Annotated in this window: 18 protein-coding genes; 16 read left to right on the top strand and 2 right to left on the bottom strand. The window is 65.2% G+C overall.

Annotation, left to right across the window (positions count from 1 at the left end; translation table 11 throughout):
- Positions 1-3 precede the first annotated feature (3 nt).
- From cmk to cysM, 10 genes are all read left to right on the top strand, one after another.
- Positions 4-690: a (d)CMP kinase gene (cmk, locus tag ACTJKF_RS25330; RefSeq protein WP_440627123.1), complete on the top strand. Its 687-nt coding sequence runs from the start codon at positions 4-6 to the stop codon at positions 688-690.
- Positions 691-835: 145 nt separating this feature from the next.
- Complete coding sequence (gene rpsA, locus ACTJKF_RS25325; protein WP_440627121.1) at positions 836-2,548, top strand: 30S ribosomal protein S1; 1,713 nt, start codon at positions 836-838, stop codon at positions 2,546-2,548.
- 22 nt (positions 2,549-2,570) lie between these two features.
- Positions 2,571-2,894 (top strand): integration host factor subunit beta, encoded by a 324-nt coding sequence (locus ACTJKF_RS25320; RefSeq protein WP_034187427.1) that lies wholly within the window; start codon positions 2,571-2,573, stop codon positions 2,892-2,894.
- Between the two features lie 210 nt (positions 2,895-3,104).
- Positions 3,105-3,398 carry a lipopolysaccharide assembly protein LapA domain-containing protein gene (locus ACTJKF_RS25315; protein ID WP_440627119.1) on the top strand — a complete coding sequence of 98 codons (294 nt, stop codon included), beginning with the start codon at positions 3,105-3,107 and terminating at the stop codon, positions 3,396-3,398.
- Between the two features lie 53 nt (positions 3,399-3,451).
- On the top strand, positions 3,452-4,624 hold the full coding sequence (gene lapB, locus ACTJKF_RS25310) for a lipopolysaccharide assembly protein LapB (protein WP_440627118.1): 1,173 nt from the start codon (positions 3,452-3,454) through the stop codon (positions 4,622-4,624).
- 90 nt (positions 4,625-4,714) lie between these two features.
- Complete coding sequence (locus tag ACTJKF_RS25305) at positions 4,715-6,115, top strand: UDP-glucose dehydrogenase family protein (protein WP_440627117.1); 1,401 nt, start codon at positions 4,715-4,717, stop codon at positions 6,113-6,115.
- A gap of 7 nt (positions 6,116-6,122) precedes the next feature.
- Positions 6,123-7,073, top strand: a complete 951-nt coding sequence (gene rfaE1 / locus ACTJKF_RS25300) for a D-glycero-beta-D-manno-heptose-7-phosphate kinase (RefSeq protein ID WP_440627116.1) — start codon at positions 6,123-6,125, stop codon at positions 7,071-7,073.
- Positions 7,074-7,131: 58 nt separating this feature from the next.
- Positions 7,132-8,124 (top strand): ADP-glyceromanno-heptose 6-epimerase, encoded by a 993-nt coding sequence (gene rfaD / locus ACTJKF_RS25295; protein WP_440627114.1) that lies wholly within the window; start codon positions 7,132-7,134, stop codon positions 8,122-8,124.
- A 73-nt stretch (positions 8,125-8,197) separates the two neighbouring features.
- Positions 8,198-8,542 (top strand): ComEA family DNA-binding protein, encoded by a 345-nt coding sequence (locus ACTJKF_RS25290; RefSeq protein ID WP_440627113.1) that lies wholly within the window; start codon positions 8,198-8,200, stop codon positions 8,540-8,542.
- A gap of 206 nt (positions 8,543-8,748) precedes the next feature.
- Positions 8,749-9,651, top strand: coding sequence for a cysteine synthase CysM (cysM, locus tag ACTJKF_RS25285; RefSeq protein WP_440627111.1), 903 nt, complete (start codon positions 8,749-8,751; stop codon positions 9,649-9,651).
- 75 nt (positions 9,652-9,726) lie between these two features.
- On the opposite strand, the gene mltB is transcribed toward cysM, so the two are convergent.
- Positions 9,727-10,944 carry a lytic murein transglycosylase B gene (gene mltB / locus ACTJKF_RS25280; RefSeq protein ID WP_440627109.1) on the bottom strand — a complete coding sequence of 406 codons (1,218 nt, stop codon included), beginning with the start codon at positions 10,942-10,944 and terminating at the stop codon, positions 9,727-9,729.
- Positions 10,945-11,112: 168 nt separating this feature from the next.
- Here mltB and ACTJKF_RS25275 point away from each other — a divergent pair, with 168 nt between their 5' ends.
- Positions 11,113-12,036, top strand: coding sequence for a histone deacetylase family protein (locus tag ACTJKF_RS25275; protein ID WP_440627107.1), 924 nt, complete (start codon positions 11,113-11,115; stop codon positions 12,034-12,036).
- Between the two features lie 22 nt (positions 12,037-12,058).
- Here the strand turns inward: ACTJKF_RS25275 and ACTJKF_RS25270 are convergent, their stop codons facing one another.
- On the bottom strand, positions 12,059-12,979 hold the full coding sequence (locus ACTJKF_RS25270) for a lysophospholipase (RefSeq protein ID WP_440627105.1): 921 nt from the start codon (positions 12,977-12,979) through the stop codon (positions 12,059-12,061).
- A gap of 204 nt (positions 12,980-13,183) precedes the next feature.
- On the opposite strand from ACTJKF_RS25270, the gene ACTJKF_RS25265 reads away from it, so the two are divergent.
- The 5 genes from ACTJKF_RS25265 to ACTJKF_RS25245 form a co-directional block, all read left to right on the top strand.
- Positions 13,184-14,218: a methionine ABC transporter ATP-binding protein gene (locus ACTJKF_RS25265; protein ID WP_440627103.1), complete on the top strand. Its 1,035-nt coding sequence runs from the start codon at positions 13,184-13,186 to the stop codon at positions 14,216-14,218.
- A complete protein-coding gene (locus ACTJKF_RS25260) occupies positions 14,208-14,861 on the top strand; it encodes a methionine ABC transporter permease (protein WP_175690000.1) in 654 nt (217 codons plus the stop codon). Before ACTJKF_RS25265 ends, ACTJKF_RS25260 begins: the two co-directional genes overlap by 11 nt.
- Positions 14,862-14,888: 27 nt before the next feature.
- Positions 14,889-15,683, top strand: coding sequence for a MetQ/NlpA family ABC transporter substrate-binding protein (locus ACTJKF_RS25255; RefSeq protein WP_440627101.1), 795 nt, complete (start codon positions 14,889-14,891; stop codon positions 15,681-15,683).
- Positions 15,684-15,913: 230 nt separating this feature from the next.
- Positions 15,914-16,663: an electron transfer flavoprotein subunit beta/FixA family protein gene (locus ACTJKF_RS25250; RefSeq protein WP_440627099.1), complete on the top strand. Its 750-nt coding sequence runs from the start codon at positions 15,914-15,916 to the stop codon at positions 16,661-16,663.
- A gap of 16 nt (positions 16,664-16,679) precedes the next feature.
- The coding region (locus ACTJKF_RS25245; protein WP_440626763.1) for an electron transfer flavoprotein subunit alpha/FixB family protein at positions 16,680-17,587 on the top strand (908 nt) is incomplete at its 3' end.

The raw sequence follows: 17,587 nt of genomic DNA, 5'->3' as shown, positions 1-17,587 counted from the left end.
CCGATGAAATCGACCCGACCCTTTCACCCGACTCCCGTCATCACGATCGACGGCCCCACTGCTTCCGGCAAGGGCACCGTCGCGGCACTCGTCGCCGCGCACCTTGGCTTCCACCTGCTGGACAGCGGTGCGCTGTACCGTCTAGCGGCGCTCGCGAGCGTGCGCTACGGCATCGCGGCGGAGGACATCGATGCGCTCGTGAAGCTGATCGACGATCTTCACATCACATTCCGCGAAGGCTGCGCACAGCTCGACGGCGTCGATGTGTCGAACGACATCCGCGCGGAAGCGATCGGCAACCGCGCGTCGGCGATCGCCGTGCACGGGCCGGTGCGCGCCGCGCTGGTCGCGCGCCAGCGCGCGTTCCGCAAGACGCCGGGCCTCGTTGCCGACGGGCGTGACATGGGCACCGTGATCTTCCCGGACGCCGTGCTGAAGGTGTTCCTGACGGCCAGCGTCGAGGCACGCGCGACCAGACGGCATAAGCAATTGATGCAAAAAGGTTTTTCTGCTAATATAGATGACTTGCTCCGGGATCTTCGTGAACGTGACGCGCGCGACAGCAATCGCGCAGCCGCGCCGCTGAAGCCTGCGGCAGATGCCGAGCTGCTCGATACGTCGGCGCTTTCGGTCGACGAAGCCGTCGACCAGGTGCTGCAGTGGTACCGGGCGCTCGGCCAGCCCGCCTGAGAAGGCGGGCAGCAGTAGGTGCTTCGCGCGCAAGTGTGTGCGAAGCGTGTTTCAAACCCTTAACCCCGTGTGGACCTCGATCTGGCCCTTTCAGCCTGCCATTCCGGCCGGCGTGGCACAGCGATCCATGCACAATCAGATTTTTATGTCCGACCTGCAAACCTCCACCCCGAATACCGAATCCTTTGCGGCTCTGTTCGAAGAGTCGCTGACCCGTCAAGACATGCGCGCCGGCGAAGTGATTTCCGCCGAAGTCGTGCGCGTCGACCACAACTTCGTGGTCGTCAATGCAGGCCTGAAGTCCGAGGCTTACATTCCGATCGAGGAATTCCTGAACGATCAGGGCGAGGTTGAGGTGCAGTCGGGCGATTTCGTGTCCGTCGCGATCGACGCACTCGAAAACGGCTACGGCGACACGATCCTGTCGCGCGACAAGGCGAAGCGCCTTGCATCGTGGCTGTCGCTGGAAAAGGCCCTCGACAACAACGAACTCGTCACCGGCACGATCACCGGCAAGGTGAAGGGCGGCATGACCGTGATGGTCAACGGCATCCGCGCGTTCCTGCCGGGTTCGCTGGTCGACACCCGTCCGGTCAAGGACACGACCCCGTACGAAGGCAAGACGCTCGAATTCCGCGTGATCAAGCTCGATCGCAAGCGTAACAACGTCGTGCTGTCGCGTCGTGCAGTGATCGAAGCGACCCAGGGCGAAGAGCGCGCAAAGCTGCTCGAGACGCTGAAGGAAGGCGCGATCGTCAACGGCGTGGTCAAGAACATCACCGACTACGGCGCGTTCGTGGACCTCGGCGGCATCGACGGCCTGCTGCACATCACCGACATCGCATGGCGTCGCGTGCGTCACCCGAGCGAAGTCCTGTCGGTTGGCCAGGAAGTCACCGCGAAGATCCTCAAGTTCGACCAGGAGAAGAACCGCGTCTCGCTGGGCATCAAGCAACTGGGCGACGATCCGTGGGAAGGCATCTCGCGCCGTTACCCGTCGGGCACGCGTCTGTTCGGCAAGGTCACGAACATCACCGACTACGGCGCATTCGTCGAAGTGGAATCGGGCATCGAAGGCCTGGTCCACGTGTCGGAAATGGACTGGACCAACAAGAACGTTGCGCCGTCGAAGGTTGTCCAGCTGGGCGACGAAGTCGAAGTCATGGTCCTCGAGATCGACGAAGACCGCCGTCGTATCAGCCTCGGCATGAAGCAGTGCAAGCCGAATCCGTGGGATGACTTCAGCCGCAACTTCAAGAAGGGCGACAAGATCACGGGCGCAATCAAGTCGATCACCGACTTCGGCGTGTTCATCGGTCTGCCGGGCGGCATCGACGGCCTGGTCCACCTGTCGGACCTGTCGTGGAGCGAAACCGGCGAAGAAGCTGTTCGCAAGTACAAGAAGGGCGACGAAGTCGAAGCAATCGTGCTCGGTATCGACGTCGAGAAGGAGCGTATTTCGCTCGGCATCAAGCAGCTCGAAGGCGACCCGTTCAGCAACTACGTTGCAATGAACGACAAGGGCTCGATCGTCGACGGCGTCGTGAAGTCGGTCGATGCAAAGGGCGCGGTCATCACGCTGACGGGCGACATCGAAGGCTACCTGCGCGCATCGGAAATCGCACAGGATCGCGTCGAAGATGCGCGCAACGTGCTGAAGGAAGGCGACAAGGTCAACGCGATGGTGATCAACATCGATCGCAAGTCGCGCGGCATCAACCTGTCGATCAAGGCGAAGGATTCGGCTGAACAACAGGAAGCGATCCGCGGCCTGCAGTCCGACACCAGCGCTGCTGCGACCGGTACGACCAACCTCGGCGCGCTGCTGAAGGCGAAGCTCGACGGCCAGAACCAGTAAGCCTTACGAGGTCTGCTGAAGTATGACCAAATCCGAGTTGGTCGCGCAGCTGGCACTGCGATTTCCGCAACTTGTCCTCAAGGATGCGGATTTCGCGGTGAAAACGATGCTCGATGCGATGTCCGACGCCCTGGCCAAAGGGCATCGCATTGAAATTCGGGGTTTCGGCAGCTTTGGCCTCAACCGTCGCCCGGCGCGCGTCGGACGCAACCCGAAGTCGGGGGAGAAAGTGCAGGTGCCCGAGAAGTTCGTGCCGCACTTCAAGCCTGGCAAGGAATTGCGTGAACGCGTCGACGGCCGCGCGGGTGAACCGCTGAAGGCTGACGATCCGGATGACGAGCGTTGAGCGTCATTCGGTTTGCCCGGAACCTGTCCGGCGAAGGCTGAAAAGAAAAGCGCCCCTTGCGGGCGCTTTTTTCATTTCCAGCGGCCGTGTGGCCATGCGTACCCGCAGGATGTGCGGTGACGCGGAAACGCTTCCTTTACAATACGGGTCGATTCGGCGCCGCGAAGGGGAGTCGCGCGCTACGGCAAACCTCAACAAAGAGAGGGCTACATGAAGTTTATCGTCTGGCTGATCCGGGTATTGGTGTTCGTGCTGCTGCTGGTGCTCGCGCTGGCCAATACGCAAACCGCGACGCTGAATTTCCTGGCCGGCTATGCTTGGCAAGCGCCGCTGATCCTGATCGGCCTCGCGTTCTTCGTCGTGGGCCTGCTGGCCGGTCTGTTGTCCGCACTGCCGGCGATCTTCCGCCTGCGTCTCGAGAACGGGCGCCTGAAGCGCGATCTGCGCGCGGCGCGCGAAACCCCGGCCGTCGTCGATCAGCCGCCGATGCCGCCCGTCATTTAACACGGACGCCGCGCGACCCTCGCGCGGTTTTCGTCTCTGCTTCGATATTTCGCATGGATCTGGATTTCTGGTGGTTGCTCGCGATTCCGGTGGCGTTTGCGCTCGGCTGGGCGGCGTCACGCTATGACCTGAAGAATCTCCTGTCGGAGAGCGCCAACCTGCCGCGATCGTATTTCCGCGGCCTGAATTTTCTGTTGAACGAACAACCGGACAAGGCAATCGACGCGTTCATCGAGGTTGCGAAGCTCGACCCCGAGACGGTCGAGCTGCACTTCGCGCTCGGCAACCTGTTTCGCCGCCGCGGTGAAACGGACCGTGCGATTCGCGTGCACCAGAACCTGCTGAGCCGCACGGACCTGCCGGTCAACGAGCGCGACCATGCGCTGTACGAGCTCGGCCAGGACTTCCTGAAGGCCGGCCTGCTCGATCGTGCCGAGGAGGCGTTCCACCGGCTCGCCGACGGCGACTACGCGCTGGGCGCGCAGCGGGCGTTGCTGACGATCTACGAGATCGAGAAGGACTGGAACAAGTCGATCGATACCGCGAAGCGCATCGAGTCGATGAGCGACAAGCCGCTTGGCACCGAAATCGCGCAGTTCCATTGCGAGCTCGCGCAGGACGCGCTGCAGCGCAAGGACGCGGCGGCTGCAGCCGAACAGTTGAAGCTTGCGCTTGCCGAAAACCCGCAGAATGTCCGTGCGACGATCCTGTCCGGCGATGCGGCGGCGGCGGCGGGCGATTCCGCGGCCGCGATCGAGCACTGGAAGCGTGTCGAAGCGCAAAACCCGGCGTATCTGCCGCTCGTCGCCGACAAGCTGATGAAGGCCCATGTCGCGCTCGACAAACCGGTCGAGGGCGCCGAGCTGCTGATGGATTACGTCGAGCGCTATCCGTCGAACGACCTGCTCGATATCGCATATCAGCACATCGCCGGGATGCGCGGCCAGGAAGCGGCGCATACGCTCGCGCGTACGCAGATGGAGAAGTCGCCGAACCTGTCGGGCATGCTGCATCTGCTCGACGCGCAGATCGCGGCTGCCGACGAGCCGCGTCGTAAGGAGCTTGAAATGATGCGCGCGCTGATCAAGCAGCGCACCAAGAATCTGCCACGCTATACGTGCCAGAATTGCGGTTTCCGGGCACGGCTCTTCTACTGGCAGTGCCCCGGATGCAGCGGTTGGGAAACCTATGCGCCGCGCCGCGTCGAACCTGCGATGCCGGGCTGATCCCGGCGGGCAGCGCCGACGCGCCGCGGTTGCCGCCGGGTCTGGCCCGGCGGCCAAGTTAGTCAATTACCGGGACGTACCGGAACATCTATGAAAATCACGATCATCGGCACCGGCTATGTCGGTCTTGTCACGGGTTCCTGTCTCGCCGAGATCGGCCACGACGTCTTTTGTCTGGATGTCGATCCGCGCAAGATCGACATCCTGAACAACGGCGGGATGCCGATTCACGAACCGGGTCTGCTGGACATCATCGCGCGCAACCGCGCGGCCGGGCGCCTGCGCTTCTCGACCGACATCGAGGCCAGCGTCGCGCACGGCGAGATCCAGTTCATCGCGGTCGGCACGCCGCCCGACGAGGACGGGTCGGCCGACCTGCAATACGTGCTCGAGGCCGCGCGCAACATCGGCCGTCACATGACGGGTTTCAAGGTGATCGTCGACAAGTCGACGGTGCCGGTCGGCACCGCGCAGCGCGTGCGCGGCGTGGTCGACGAGGCGCTTGCCGCCCGCGGGCTCGGCGGCAGCGTCGCGCATCGCTTCTCGGTCGTATCGAATCCGGAATTCCTGAAGGAGGGGGCGGCCGTCGAGGACTTCATGCGCCCGGACCGGATCATCATCGGCGTCGACGACGACGAGACGGGCACGGTGGCGCGCGAGAAGATAAAGAAGCTTTACGCGCCGTTCAACCGCAATCACGAGCGTACGATCTACATGGACGTGCGTTCGGCGGAATTCGCGAAATACGCGGCGAACGCGATGCTCGCGACGCGTATCTCGTTCATGAACGAGATGTCGAACCTTGCGGACAAGGTCGGCGCCGACATCGAGGCGGTACGCCGCGGGATCGGCTCCGATCCGCGCATCGGTTATCACTTCCTGTACGCGGGCGTCGGTTACGGTGGCTCGTGCTTCCCGAAGGACGTGCAGGCGCTGATCCGCACCGCGGGCGAGAACGGCCAGCCGCTGCGGATCCTGGAGGCCGTCGAAGCGGCCAACTCCGCGCAGAAGGATGTCTTGATCGGCAAGATCGAGCAGCGCTTCGGCTCGGACCTGACTGGTCGCGAATTCGCGGTCTGGGGCCTTGCGTTCAAGCCGAATACGGATGACATGCGCGAGGCGCCGAGCCGTCGGCTGATCGCCGCGCTGCTCGGGCGCGGTGCTACCGTGCGCGCCTATGACCCGGTTGCGATCGACGAGGCGCGCCGCGTGTTCGCACTCGATCTCGGCGAAGATGCCGACGCGCTCGCGCGCCTGCACTTCGTCGATACCCAGGACGCGGCCGTGAGCGCCGCGGATGCGCTCGTGATCGTCACCGAGTGGAAGGAATTCCGAAGCCCGGATTTCACGCGCCTGAAGGCGGAGCTGAAGGCGCCGGTGATCTTCGACGGGCGCAACCTGTACGAGCCGGACGCGATGGCCGAACTCGGCATCGACTACCATGCGATCGGACGCCCGCGTGTCGATCCCCAGTCTCTTTCCCGAGGATGAGCGCACGATGACTGCCCTTCGCGAAGTGGTGCCGGTACCGCGCGCGCAGCTCGCGCGCGCCCGCGTGCTCGTCGTCGGTGACGTGATGCTCGACCGCTACTGGTTCGGCAACGTCGACCGTATCTCGCCGGAAGCGCCGGTGCCCGTCGTGCACGTTCAGCGTCAGGAAGAGCGGCTCGGCGGCGCGGCCAACGTCGCGCGCAACGCCGTGACGCTCGGCGGTCAGGCCGGGCTGCTGTGCGTGGTCGGCTGCGACGAACCCGGCGAGCGGATCGTCGAGCTGCTCGGCAGCAGCGGCGTGACACCCCATCTCGAGCGCGATGCGGCGCTGCCGACGACCATCAAGCTGCGCGTGCTCGCGCGCCAGCAGCAGTTGCTGCGCGTCGACTTCGAGGCGACGCCGACCCACGAAGTGCTGCTCGCCGGGCTTGCGCGTTTCGATGCGCTGCTGCCGCAGCACGACGTCGTGCTGATGTCGGATTACGCGAAAGGCGGCCTGACACACGTGACGACGATGATCGAGAAGGCGCGCGCGGCCGGCAAGGCGGTGCTCGTCGATCCGAAGGGCGGCGACTGGGCGCGCTATCGCGGCGCATCGCTGATCACGCCGAATCGTGCCGAGTTGCGCGAAGTCGTCGGTCAGTGGCACTCGGAAGACGACCTGCGTGCACGCGTCGCGAAGCTGCGCGCGGAGCTCGATCTCGATGCGCTGTTGCTCACGCGTTCGGAAGAGGGGATGACGCTCTTTTCCGCCTCGGGCGAACTGCACGCGCCGGCGCTCGCGCGCGAGGTGTACGACGTGTCGGGCGCGGGCGATACCGTGATCGCGACCGTCGCGACGATGCTCGGCGCGGGCGTGCCGCTCGTCGATGCCGTCGTGCTTGCGAATCGCGCCGCGGGGATCGTGGTCGGCAAGCTTGGCACGGCGACCGTCGACTACGACGAACTGTTTCACTGAGCGTAGCGTGCGGCGCGTGCGCCGCACGCATGCCTCCCATTTTTCAGGCAGGACGACCATGACCCTCATCGTCACCGGCGCAGCCGGTTTTATCGGCGCGAACATCGTCAAGGCGCTCAACGAGCGTGGCGAATCGCGCATCATCGCGGTCGACAATCTGACGCGCGCGGACAAGTTCCGGAATCTCGTCGATTGCGAGATCGACGACTATCTCGACAAGACAGAATTCGTCGAGCGCTTCGCGCGCGGCGATTTCGGCAAGGTGCGTGCGGTGTTCCACGAAGGCGCCTGTTCGGACACGATGGAAACCGACGGCCGCTACATGATGGACAACAACTTCCGCTACAGCCGCGCGGTGCTCGATGCGTGCCTCGCGCAGGGCGCGCAGTTCCTGTACGCGTCGTCGGCAGCGATCTACGGCGGCTCGACGCGTTTCGTCGAGGAGCGTGAGGTCGAGGCGCCGCTGAACGTCTACGGCTATTCGAAGTTCCTGTTCGACCAGGTGATCCGCCGCGTGCTGCCGAGCGCGAAGAGCCAGATCGCCGGGTTCCGCTACTTCAACGTGTACGGCCAGCGCGAGACGCACAAGGGGCGCATGGCGTCGGTCGCGTTCCACAACTTCAACCAGTTCCGCGCGGAAGGCAAGGTCAAGCTGTTCGGCGAGTACAACGGTTATGCGCCAGGCGAGCAGACGCGCGATTTCGTGTCGGTCGAGGATGTCGCGAAGGTGAACCTGTTCTTCTTCGATCATCCGGAGAAGTCGGGCATCTTCAACCTGGGCACCGGCCGTGCGCAGCCGTTCAACGACATCGCGTCGACGGTCGTCAACACGCTGCGCGCGCTCGACAACCAGCCGCCGCTGACGCTCGCGCAGCAGGTCGAGCAAGGGTTGATCGAATACGTGCCGTTCCCGGACGCGCTGCGCGGCAAGTACCAGTGCTTCACGCAGGCCGACCAGACGAAACTCCGTGCGGCTGGCTACGATGCCCCGTTCCTGACGGTGCAGGAAGGTGTCGACCGTTACGTTCGTTGGCTGTCCGGCCAGGTTTAAACGCAGGCGTCGCATCGCTAGACTGGGTCTCACGGTCGGCAGCCGCCGGCCGTTTTCATCGGAGATCCAGCACATGATCAGGAAATGGTTTGCCGCCGCCGCGATGTTCGGCGCGATCGCGTCGGCCTGGGCGGCCGTCGACGTCAACACCGCGAACGAGGATGCGCTCGTCGGCATCAAGGGCATCGGCCCGGCGCGGGCAAAGGCGATTCTCGACGAGCGCGGCGCACGCGGTCCGTTCAGGAGTGCGGACGATCTCGCGTCGCGCGTGAAGGGCATGGGTGGCCATACGGTCGAGCGCCTTCAGCAGGAGGGGTTGACGATCGGTGCGGCCGGTTCGGGTGCGGCGGCGCCCGCCGCCGGCAAGCCCGCTGCGGCGAAACCCGCCGCGGCACCTGCCCGCACGGCGCAGAAGTAACGCCCGCACGACACAAGGCTCCTTCAGTCGCCGTCATTGCGACGGCTTCCCGCGGCATGCCGCGGGTTTTTTGCGTGCATGCTGCACGCGCACCATCGTGAATTGTGCGGCATGCCTATTCCATCGTCGTAATGGGGTTGCCGGCGCGGGCCCCTGCGGTGGTTTACAATCAATCGATTGATCGGCCTCGCACTCACGGTATCCCCATGGCTTACAAAACTATCGAAGACACGATCGGCAACACACCGCTCGTGCAACTGGTCCGCCTGCCGGACGACGAGATTCGCGCACGCAACAACGTGGTGCTCGCGAAGCTGGAAGGCAACAATCCGGCCGGTTCCGTGAAGGATCGCCCGGCGCTGTCGATGATCAGCAAGGCCGAGGCGCGCGGTCGCATCAAGCCGGGCGATACGCTGATCGAGGCGACGAGCGGCAACACGGGCATTGCGCTCGCCATGGCGGCGGCGATCCGCGGCTACAAGATGGTGCTGATCATGCCGGAGGACTTGTCGGTCGAGCGTCGGCAGAGCATGGCCGCTTACGGCGCTGAAATCATCCTGACGCCGGTGAAGGGCGGGATGGAACTGGCGCGCGACCTCGCGGAGCAGATGCAGCGCGAAGGCAAGGGCGTGATCCTCGATCAATTCGGCAACCCCGACAATCCGGTCGCGCACTACGAAACCACCGGCCCGGAGATCTGGCGCGACACCGAAGGGCGCATCACGCACTTCGTGTCGGCAATGGGCACGACGGGCACGATCATGGGCACGTCGCGCTATCTGAAGGAACAGAATCCGGCGATCGAGATCGTCGGCGCGCAGCCGGAAGACGGGTCGCGCATTCCGGGCATTCGCAAGTGGCCGGAGGCTTATATGCCGACGATCTTCGATCGCAGCCGCATCGATCGCGTCGAGAACGTGGGCCAGGCCGCGGCGGAAACGATGGCGCGCCGGCTCGCGGCCGTCGAAGGCATTTTCGCCGGCATCTCGTCGGGCGGCGCATGCGAAGTCGCGATGCGCATCGCGCGCCAGGTCGAGAACGCGACGATCGTGTTCATCGTCTGCGATCGCGGCGATCGCTATTTGTCGACCGGCGTGTTTCCTGCCTGAGTCCGGTCGGCCCGCGCGGGATCAAGCGAAAAAAAGCGCCGCACAAGCGGCGCTTATTGTTTGGCGGACCCGCGCTTACTGCGCCTGCGTGTCCACGGGCGGCAGCGGCAGTGCGCCGCTCGCTTCCATCTGCGCCTTCACGGCTTCGCCGAGCTGGTACACGGTGAGTGCATAGAAGAAACTGCGGTTGTAGCGCGTCAGCACGTAGAAATTCTTCAGGCCGAGCATGTATTCGGTCGCGCGCCCCGGCGACGGCAGGTCGACCACGGTGACCGGCGTGCCGGCCTCGGTGGTGATGTTGACCATCGGCTCGTTGAGCGTCATGCCCGCGCGCAGCAGTTGCGACAGCGCCCAGTGCGGCTCGGGCTGGCCGTCGGCGGCGGCCTGCGCGATGCCGAGGCTGCCCGTGTCGGGCGTGATGCGCCAGACCACCGGGCGGTCGGTTTCCCAGCCGTGCTGCTTCAGGTAGTTCGCGACGCTGCCGATCGCATCGGCAGGACTGCTGCGCAGATCGACGTGACCTGCGCCGTCATAATCGACCGCGTACTCGCGGATGCTGCTCGGCAGGAACTGCGGGATGCCGATCGCGCCCGTGTACGAGCCGAGCACGGTGGTCGGGTCCAACTGGTTGTCGCGGGCCCAGACCAGGAAATCCTCGAGGTTCTTGCGGAAGGTCGCCTGGCGGCTGTCGCGATTCGGCGTGTCCGGATAGTCGAACGTGAGCGTCGTCAGCGCGTCGAGCACGCGGAAGTTGCCCATGTAGCGCCCATAGATCGTTTCGACGCCGATGATGCCGACGATCACTTCGGGCGGCACGCCGAATTCCGCGGACGCACGCTGTAGCGTCGCCTGGTTCGCCTTCCAGAATTTCACGCCCGCGTTGATGCGGATCGGCTCGATGAAGCGCGAACGATAGACGCGCCAGTTCTTCACCGAAGGCGTCGGCGCGGGCTTCACGAGCTTGACGGCGGTGGCCGAGTAGCTGATGCGCGAGAACAGCGCATGCAGGCTCGCGGAATCGAAACCGTCGCGGCTCGCCACTTCGTCGATGAACGCATCGACCTTCGGGTTGTTCGCGTAACGCTGCGGAACGATTTCCTCTTCGAAGGTCTGGCCTTGCGGCGCCGGCTGCTGCGGTTGCGCCTGAGCGACGAGCGTGCCGGAGGACTTCGCAGGCTGCGTCTGCGCGACGGCGGGTGCGGCGGCCAGCGTAGCGGCGACGGCGGCGGCAACGAGCGGAACGCGAACGTGGAACAGACTGGAGAGAAGGGCGGCAGGCTTGCTGGAATTCATGTCGAAGCGGGCGGACAGGGCGATGGGGTTCGGCGCAGTATACCCGCGCATCCGGCGCGCCGGGGCGAAGCAGCGCACCGTTGTGGTAAGTTAGCGGCGAATTCGCGGCAGACGATGGACATCATTGATGGAGACCTGCGGCGCACCTCGCGCCGCGGATGACAGCTTATGGCAACCGCCTTCTATACGCACCCCGACTGCATGCTGCACGAGATGGGGGAATGGCATCCGGAATGCCCGGCCCGACTGTCGGCGATCCAGGATCAGCTGATCGCGAGCCGCATCGACGACCTGATCGTGCACGAATCCGCGCCGTTCGCGAGCGAGGTCGCACTGGGCCGCGTGCATACGCAGGCACATATCGACTACATCCGCAGCATGACGCCCGTCGACGGCTACGTCGAGATCGATCCCGATACGCTGATGAACCGAGACACCTGGCGCGCTGCGCTGCGTGCGGCCGGCGCCGCGATCGCGGCGACCGACGCGGTGATCGAAGGCCGCTACGCGAATGCGTTCTGCAGCGTCCGGCCGCCCGGCCATCATGCGGAACCCGCGCGTGCGATGGGCTTCTGCTTCTTCAACAACGTTGCAATCGCGGCGCGCCATGCGCTCGACGTCCATGGGATCGAGCGCGTCGCGATCATCGATTTCGACGTGCATCACGGCAACGGCACCGAAGCCGCGTTCGCGAACGACGAGCGCGTGCTGATGTGCAGCTTCTTCCAGCATCCGTTGTACCCGTTCTCGGGCGTCGATCACCAGGCGCCGAACATGGTCAACCTGCCGATGCCCGCGCGCAGCAACGGGATGGCGATCCGCGAAGCGGTCGACATGTTCTGGCTGCCGCGTCTCGACGCGTTCAAGCCGCAAATGCTGTTCGTGTCGGCCGGTTTCGACGCACATCGCGAGGACGACATCGGCAACCTCGGTCTCGTCGAGGCCGATTTCGAATGGCTGACGGCGCAGGTCGTCGACGTCGCGCGGCGGCATGCACAGGGCCGCATCGTGAGCTGTCTCGAGGGCGGCTACAACCTGTCCGCACTCGGGCGCAGCGTCGTCGCGCACTTGCGCGTGCTGGCCGGCATCTGACCGGCAGCGGGGCGGCGCGCGTTCAGCGCGCCGGCACGCGCGCGTGAATCCATGCGATCAGCGCATCGATCACGCGGTCGCGCTCGAGATCGTTCATCGTTTCGTGGAACCCGCCTTCGTATAGCGTCAGCGTGCGATCGGGCGAGCCGACGCGGGTGCCGAACGCGCGGCTGCCGTCGGGCTCGGTCAGCTTGTCTTCGGTGCCGTGATAGACGAGCACCGGCACGCGCAGCGTGCCGCGACCGCATTCGATGCGCCCCATCGCGTCGAGGATTTCGGCCCCGGTGCGCGCCGGCACCGCGCCGTGGTGCACGAGCGGATCGGCACGATTGGCCGCGACGACGGCCGGATCGCGCGACAGCAGCGCCGCATCGATCCTGATCGCGGGAAAGCTCGGCCACACGCGGCTGATGAAGCGGCTCATCGCGAGCATCCAGCGCGGCACGTCGCGTCCCGGTGCAAGCGCGGGGCTCGACAGCACGAGGCCCGTCAGCGCATGGCCGCGGGCCGGCGCGCGTTCGATCGCATACAGCGCCGCGATGGCGCCGCCCATGCTGTGTCCCATCAGGAAGAGCGGCGAATTGCCGCGGGCGGCCTCGGCCACGAGCGCATCGGCATCGTTCAGGTATCCGTCGAAACGCTCGACCCACGCGCGTTTGCCGGGCGACTGGCCGTGCCCGCGCAGATCGATCGCCAGCACGTCGATGCCGGCCGCGTTCAGTCGGGCAGCGAGCGCCGCGTAGCGGCCTGCATGCTCGGCGAGGCCATGCACGAGCGCGATCGTCGCGCGCGGCGGCGCCGTGCCGTCGCCGACCGGCCAGCGGTACGACGCCAGTTCGAGCCCGTCCCCGGTGCGCAGCCGGCCCATGCGGGGCGCGGGCGGCGACGTCGGGCCCGGTGCGGTGGCGGCGGGCGCGGCGGCCGGCGTAGTGGTGGCGGTCATCTGGCGGGTCCCCTGTTCGTTGGCGTCGTGATCGCGATCATAGTCGCGGCATTCCCGCAGCGGCCCAGCGGCGCGCCTCTAATTTCGTCTGGTTATGAAAAGATCGAAATCGATTATTAAGGGGAATGAGGCGTTTGCGGTAAAATCGCCGGTTATTCCAGATGCATCGGCGGCCGACCGCCTGTCGGCCGCCGTTTTGTTTACATGATCGAATTACGCAATCTGTCGCAGCGTTTCCCCGGGCCGTCCGGCTGGGTCGACGCATTGCACAACGTCAACCTGACGATCCCGCAGGGCGAGGTGTTCGGCATCATCGGCCGAAGCGGCGCCGGCAAGAGCACGCTCGTGCGCACCATCAACCTGCTCACGCGGCCGACCGAAGGCAACGTCGTCGTCGGCGGGCGCGATCTCACGCTGTTGCCGGCCGGTGCGCTGCGCGAAGCGCGCCGCGAAATCGGCATGATCTTCCAGCACTTCAACCTGCTGTCGTCGCGCACGGTGTTCGACAACGTCGCGCTGCCGCTCGAGCTCGCCGGCGCGAGCCGTGCCGACATCGAGGCGGCCGTGCTGCCGCTGCTCGACCTCGTCGGGCTGTCCGCGCAGAAGGATCGCTATCCGGCGCAGATCAGCGGCGGCCAGAAGCAGCGCGTCGGCATCGCCCGTGCGCTCGCGAGCAAGCCGAAGGTGCTGCTGTCGGACGAGGCGACGTCGGCGCTCGACCCCGAGACCACGCGCTCGATTCTCGACCTGCTGAAGCGCATCAACCGCGAGCTCGGCCTGACGATCGTGCTGATCACGCACCAGATGGAAGTGATCAAGCAGGTGTGCGATCGCGTGGCGGTGCTCGACGCGGGCCGCGTGGTCGAGGAAGGCCGTGTGATCGACGTATTCCTGCAGCCGCATCACGAAGTGACGCGCGCGCTGATCGGCGACGTGATCGCGCAGGAACTGCCGCCGGCGATGAAGGCACGCGTGGCCGAGCGGTTGAAGACGGGCAGCGGGCATTTGCTGCGGCTTGCGTTCACCGGCTCCGGCGTCGATCAGCCGATCCTGTCGGAGACGATCCGCCGGTACGAACTCGATTTCAACATCCTGCACGGCCAGATCGACGAGATCCAGGGGCAGGCGTTCGGGTCGCTCGCCGTGCTCGCGGGCGGCGAACCGGGCAAGGTCGGGCAGGCGCTCGCGTTCCTGCGCGAGCAAGGTGTGGTGGTAGAGGAGCTTTCGTATGTTGAGTGAGATGTTCGATATGTTCGTGCAGTCGTTCTGGGAGACGCTGATCATGGTCGGCATCTCGGGAGCGGTCGGCGCGCTCGTCGGGCTGCCGCTCGGCGTGCTGCTGTACCTGACCGACCGCCAGGGCGTGCTGCAGAACCTCGGCGTGAATCGCGTGCTCGGCGGCATCGTGAACGCGGTGCGCTCGACGCCGTTCATCATCCTGCTGGTCGCGGTCATTCCGTTCACGCGGCTCGTCACGGGCTCGTCGATCGGCACGGCCGCGGCGATCGTGCCGCTGACGCTCGCGGCCGCGCCGTTCGTCGCGCGACTGGTCGAGACCGCGCTGCGCGAGGTCGATCGCGGGCTGATCGAGGCCGCGCAGTCGATGGGCGCGACGACGTCGCAGATCGTGTTCAAGGTGCTGCTGCCCGAATCGCTGCCGGGCATCGTCGCGGGCTTGACGATCACGTTCGTGTCGCTCGTCGGTTATTCTGCGATGGCCGGTGCGATCGGCGGCGGCGGGCTTGGCGATCTGGGGATCCGCTATGGCTACCAGCGCTATCTGCCGGAAGTGATGTGGACGGTCGTCGCGATCCTGATCGTGTTCGTGCAGATCGCGCAATCGTTCGGCGACTGGCTCGTGCGCCGGCTGAGCCACAAGTAAAACCAGATTCATCCGTTGGGGGAGACGATGCAACGACGCTTCATGCTGAAGTTCGCGGCCGCACTCGGCGCGGCCGCGCTGTTCGCGAGCGCGCACGCGCAGGCCGAAACCATCAAGGTCGGCGTGACGGGCGGCCCGCACGCGCAGATCATGGACGTGGTGAAGAAGGTCGCGGCCAAGAGCGGCCTCGACATCCGCGTCGTCGAATTCTCCGACTACGTGCAGCCGAACGCGGCGCTCGCGTCGGGCGATCTCGACGCGAACAGCTACCAGCACGATCCGTATCTGCAGGCGCAGGTGAAAGATCGCGGCTACAAGCTGATCAAGGTCGCGGATACCGTCACGTTCCCGATGGGCATCTATTCGAAGCGGGTGAAGTCGCTGGCCGAGCTGAAGGCCGGCGCGCGCATCGCGGTGCCGAACGATCCGACCAACGGCGGCCGTGCGCTGCTGTTACTGCAGAAGCAGGGGCTGCTGAAGCTGCGCGCGGACGCCGGACTGAAGGCGACGCCGCTCGACATCGTCGACAATCCGCGCAAGCTGAAGATCGTCGAACTCGATGCGGCGCAGATTCCCCGCTCGCTTGGCGACGTCGATGCGGCGGCGATCAACACCAACTACGCGATGGAAGCGGGGTTGAAACCGAAACAGGACGCGATCGCTATCGAGGGCCCGAACGGCCCGTACGCGAACATTCTCGCGATTCGCGAGGCCGACCGGAGCAAGCCGTGGGTCGCGAAGCTGGTCGCGGCCTATCATTCCGCGGAAGTGAAGCAGTTCATCGAACAGAAGTTCGGCGGCGCGGTCATCGCCGCCTGGTAACACGAGGTACAGGGCGCGCCCGGCTGACGATTAGAGTCGATGATCGAAACCCCGGGCTTTGCGTCCGGGTTTTTTCTCTTTTAAAATAGAACGACCGTTCGCTATTGCCGGCGCGCCGACGAGGAGCGCTATCCTCGATAGCCGCGATGGATTGGGCCGCTTGGCCGCGCAGTCATGAGGCCTCGCTATAGAATGGCCTCTGGTCGTATTCGTAACTTTGGAGCGTGTGCATGAAAATCCTGGTGCCAGTGAAAAGAGTGGTCGATTACAACGTGAAGGTCCGCGTGAAGTCGGATCAAACGGGCGTCGACATCGCGAACGTGAAGATGTCGATGAACCCGTTCGACGAAATCGCTGTTGAAGAAGCGGTGCGCCTGAAGGAAGCGGGCGTGGCGACCGAAGTGATCGCCGTGTCGGTCGGCGTGGCGCAAGCGCAGGAAACGCTGCGCACGGCGCTGGCGATCGGCGCGGATCGCGCGATCCTCGTCGAATCGAACGACAGCGTCGAGCCGCTGGCCGTCGCGAAGATCCTGAAGGCGCTGGTCGACAAGGAGCAGCCGCAGCTGGTGATCCTCGGCAAGCAGGCGATCGACGACGATTCGAACCAGACCGGCCAGATGCTGGCCGCGCTGGCAGGGCTGCCGCAAGCGACGTTCGCATCGAAGGTCACGATCGCCGACGGCAAGGCAACGGTCGCACGCGAAGTCGACGGCGGCGCGGAAACGCTGTCGCTGACGCTGCCGGCGGTCGTCACCACCGACCTGCGCCTGAACGAGCCGCGCTACGTGACGCTGCCGAACATCATGAAGGCGAAGAAGAAGCCGCTGGAAACGGTGAAGCCGGAAGAGCTGGGCGTGGACGTCGCGCCGCGTCTGAAGACGCTGAAGGTGGTCGAGCCGCCGAAGCGCGCGGCCGGCGTGAAGGTGCCGGACGTGAAGACGCTGGTCGAGAAGCTGAAGACCGAAGCCAAGGTGCTGTAAGAGGGAGCGCAAAGAAATGACGATTCTGGTGATTGCAGAACACGGCAACGCGTCGATCAAGGCCGCGACGCTGAACACGGTGGCAGCGGCGGCCGAAGTTGGCAAATTCGTTGGCGGTGACATCCACGTGCTGGTCGCGGGTCACAACGCGCAAGCGGCAGCCGACGCAGCAGCGAAGATCGCAGGTGTTTCGAAGGTACTGCTGGCCGACGCGCCGCAACTGGCCGAAGGCCTGGCGGAAAACGTCGAGGCGACCGCGCTGAACATCGCGAAGGATTACTCGCACATCCTCGCGCCGGCCACCGCGTACGGCAAGAACATCGCGCCGCGGATCGCCGCGAAGCTGGACGTCGCGCAGATCTCGGACATCACGGCGGTCGTCAGCGCTGACACGTTCGAACGCCCGATCTACGCAGGCAATGCGATCGCGACGGTGCAGTCGAGCGACCCGATCAAGGTCATCACGGTGCGTGCAACGGGTTTCGATCCGGTTGCCGCGGAAGGCGGCAGCGCATCGGTCGACAAGATCGAAGCGGCGGCAGATGCCGGCAAGTCGCAGTTCGTGAGCCGTGAAGTGACGAAGCTGGACCGTCCCGAACTCACCAGCGCGAAGATCATCGTGTCGGGCGGCCGCGGTCTGGGCAGCAGCGAAAACTACACGAAGGTGCTGGAGCCGCTGGCGGACAAGCTGTCGGCAGCACTGGGCGCCTCGCGCGCCGCAGTCGACGCCGGCTACGTGCCGAACGACTACCAGGTTGGCCAGACCGGCAAGATCGTCGCACCGCAGCTGTACATCGCGGTCGGCATCTCGGGTGCGATCCAGCATCTGGCCGGCATGAAGGATTCGAAGGTGATCGTCGCGATCAACAAGGATCCGGAAGCGCCGATCTTCAGCGTGGCCGACTACGGCCTCGTCGGCGATCT

Source organism: Burkholderia sp. 22313 (genome assembly GCF_052045245.1).
Taxonomy (GTDB): Bacteria; Pseudomonadota; Gammaproteobacteria; order Burkholderiales; family Burkholderiaceae; genus Burkholderia.
This window is presented reverse-complemented; position numbering and strand designations above follow the sequence as displayed.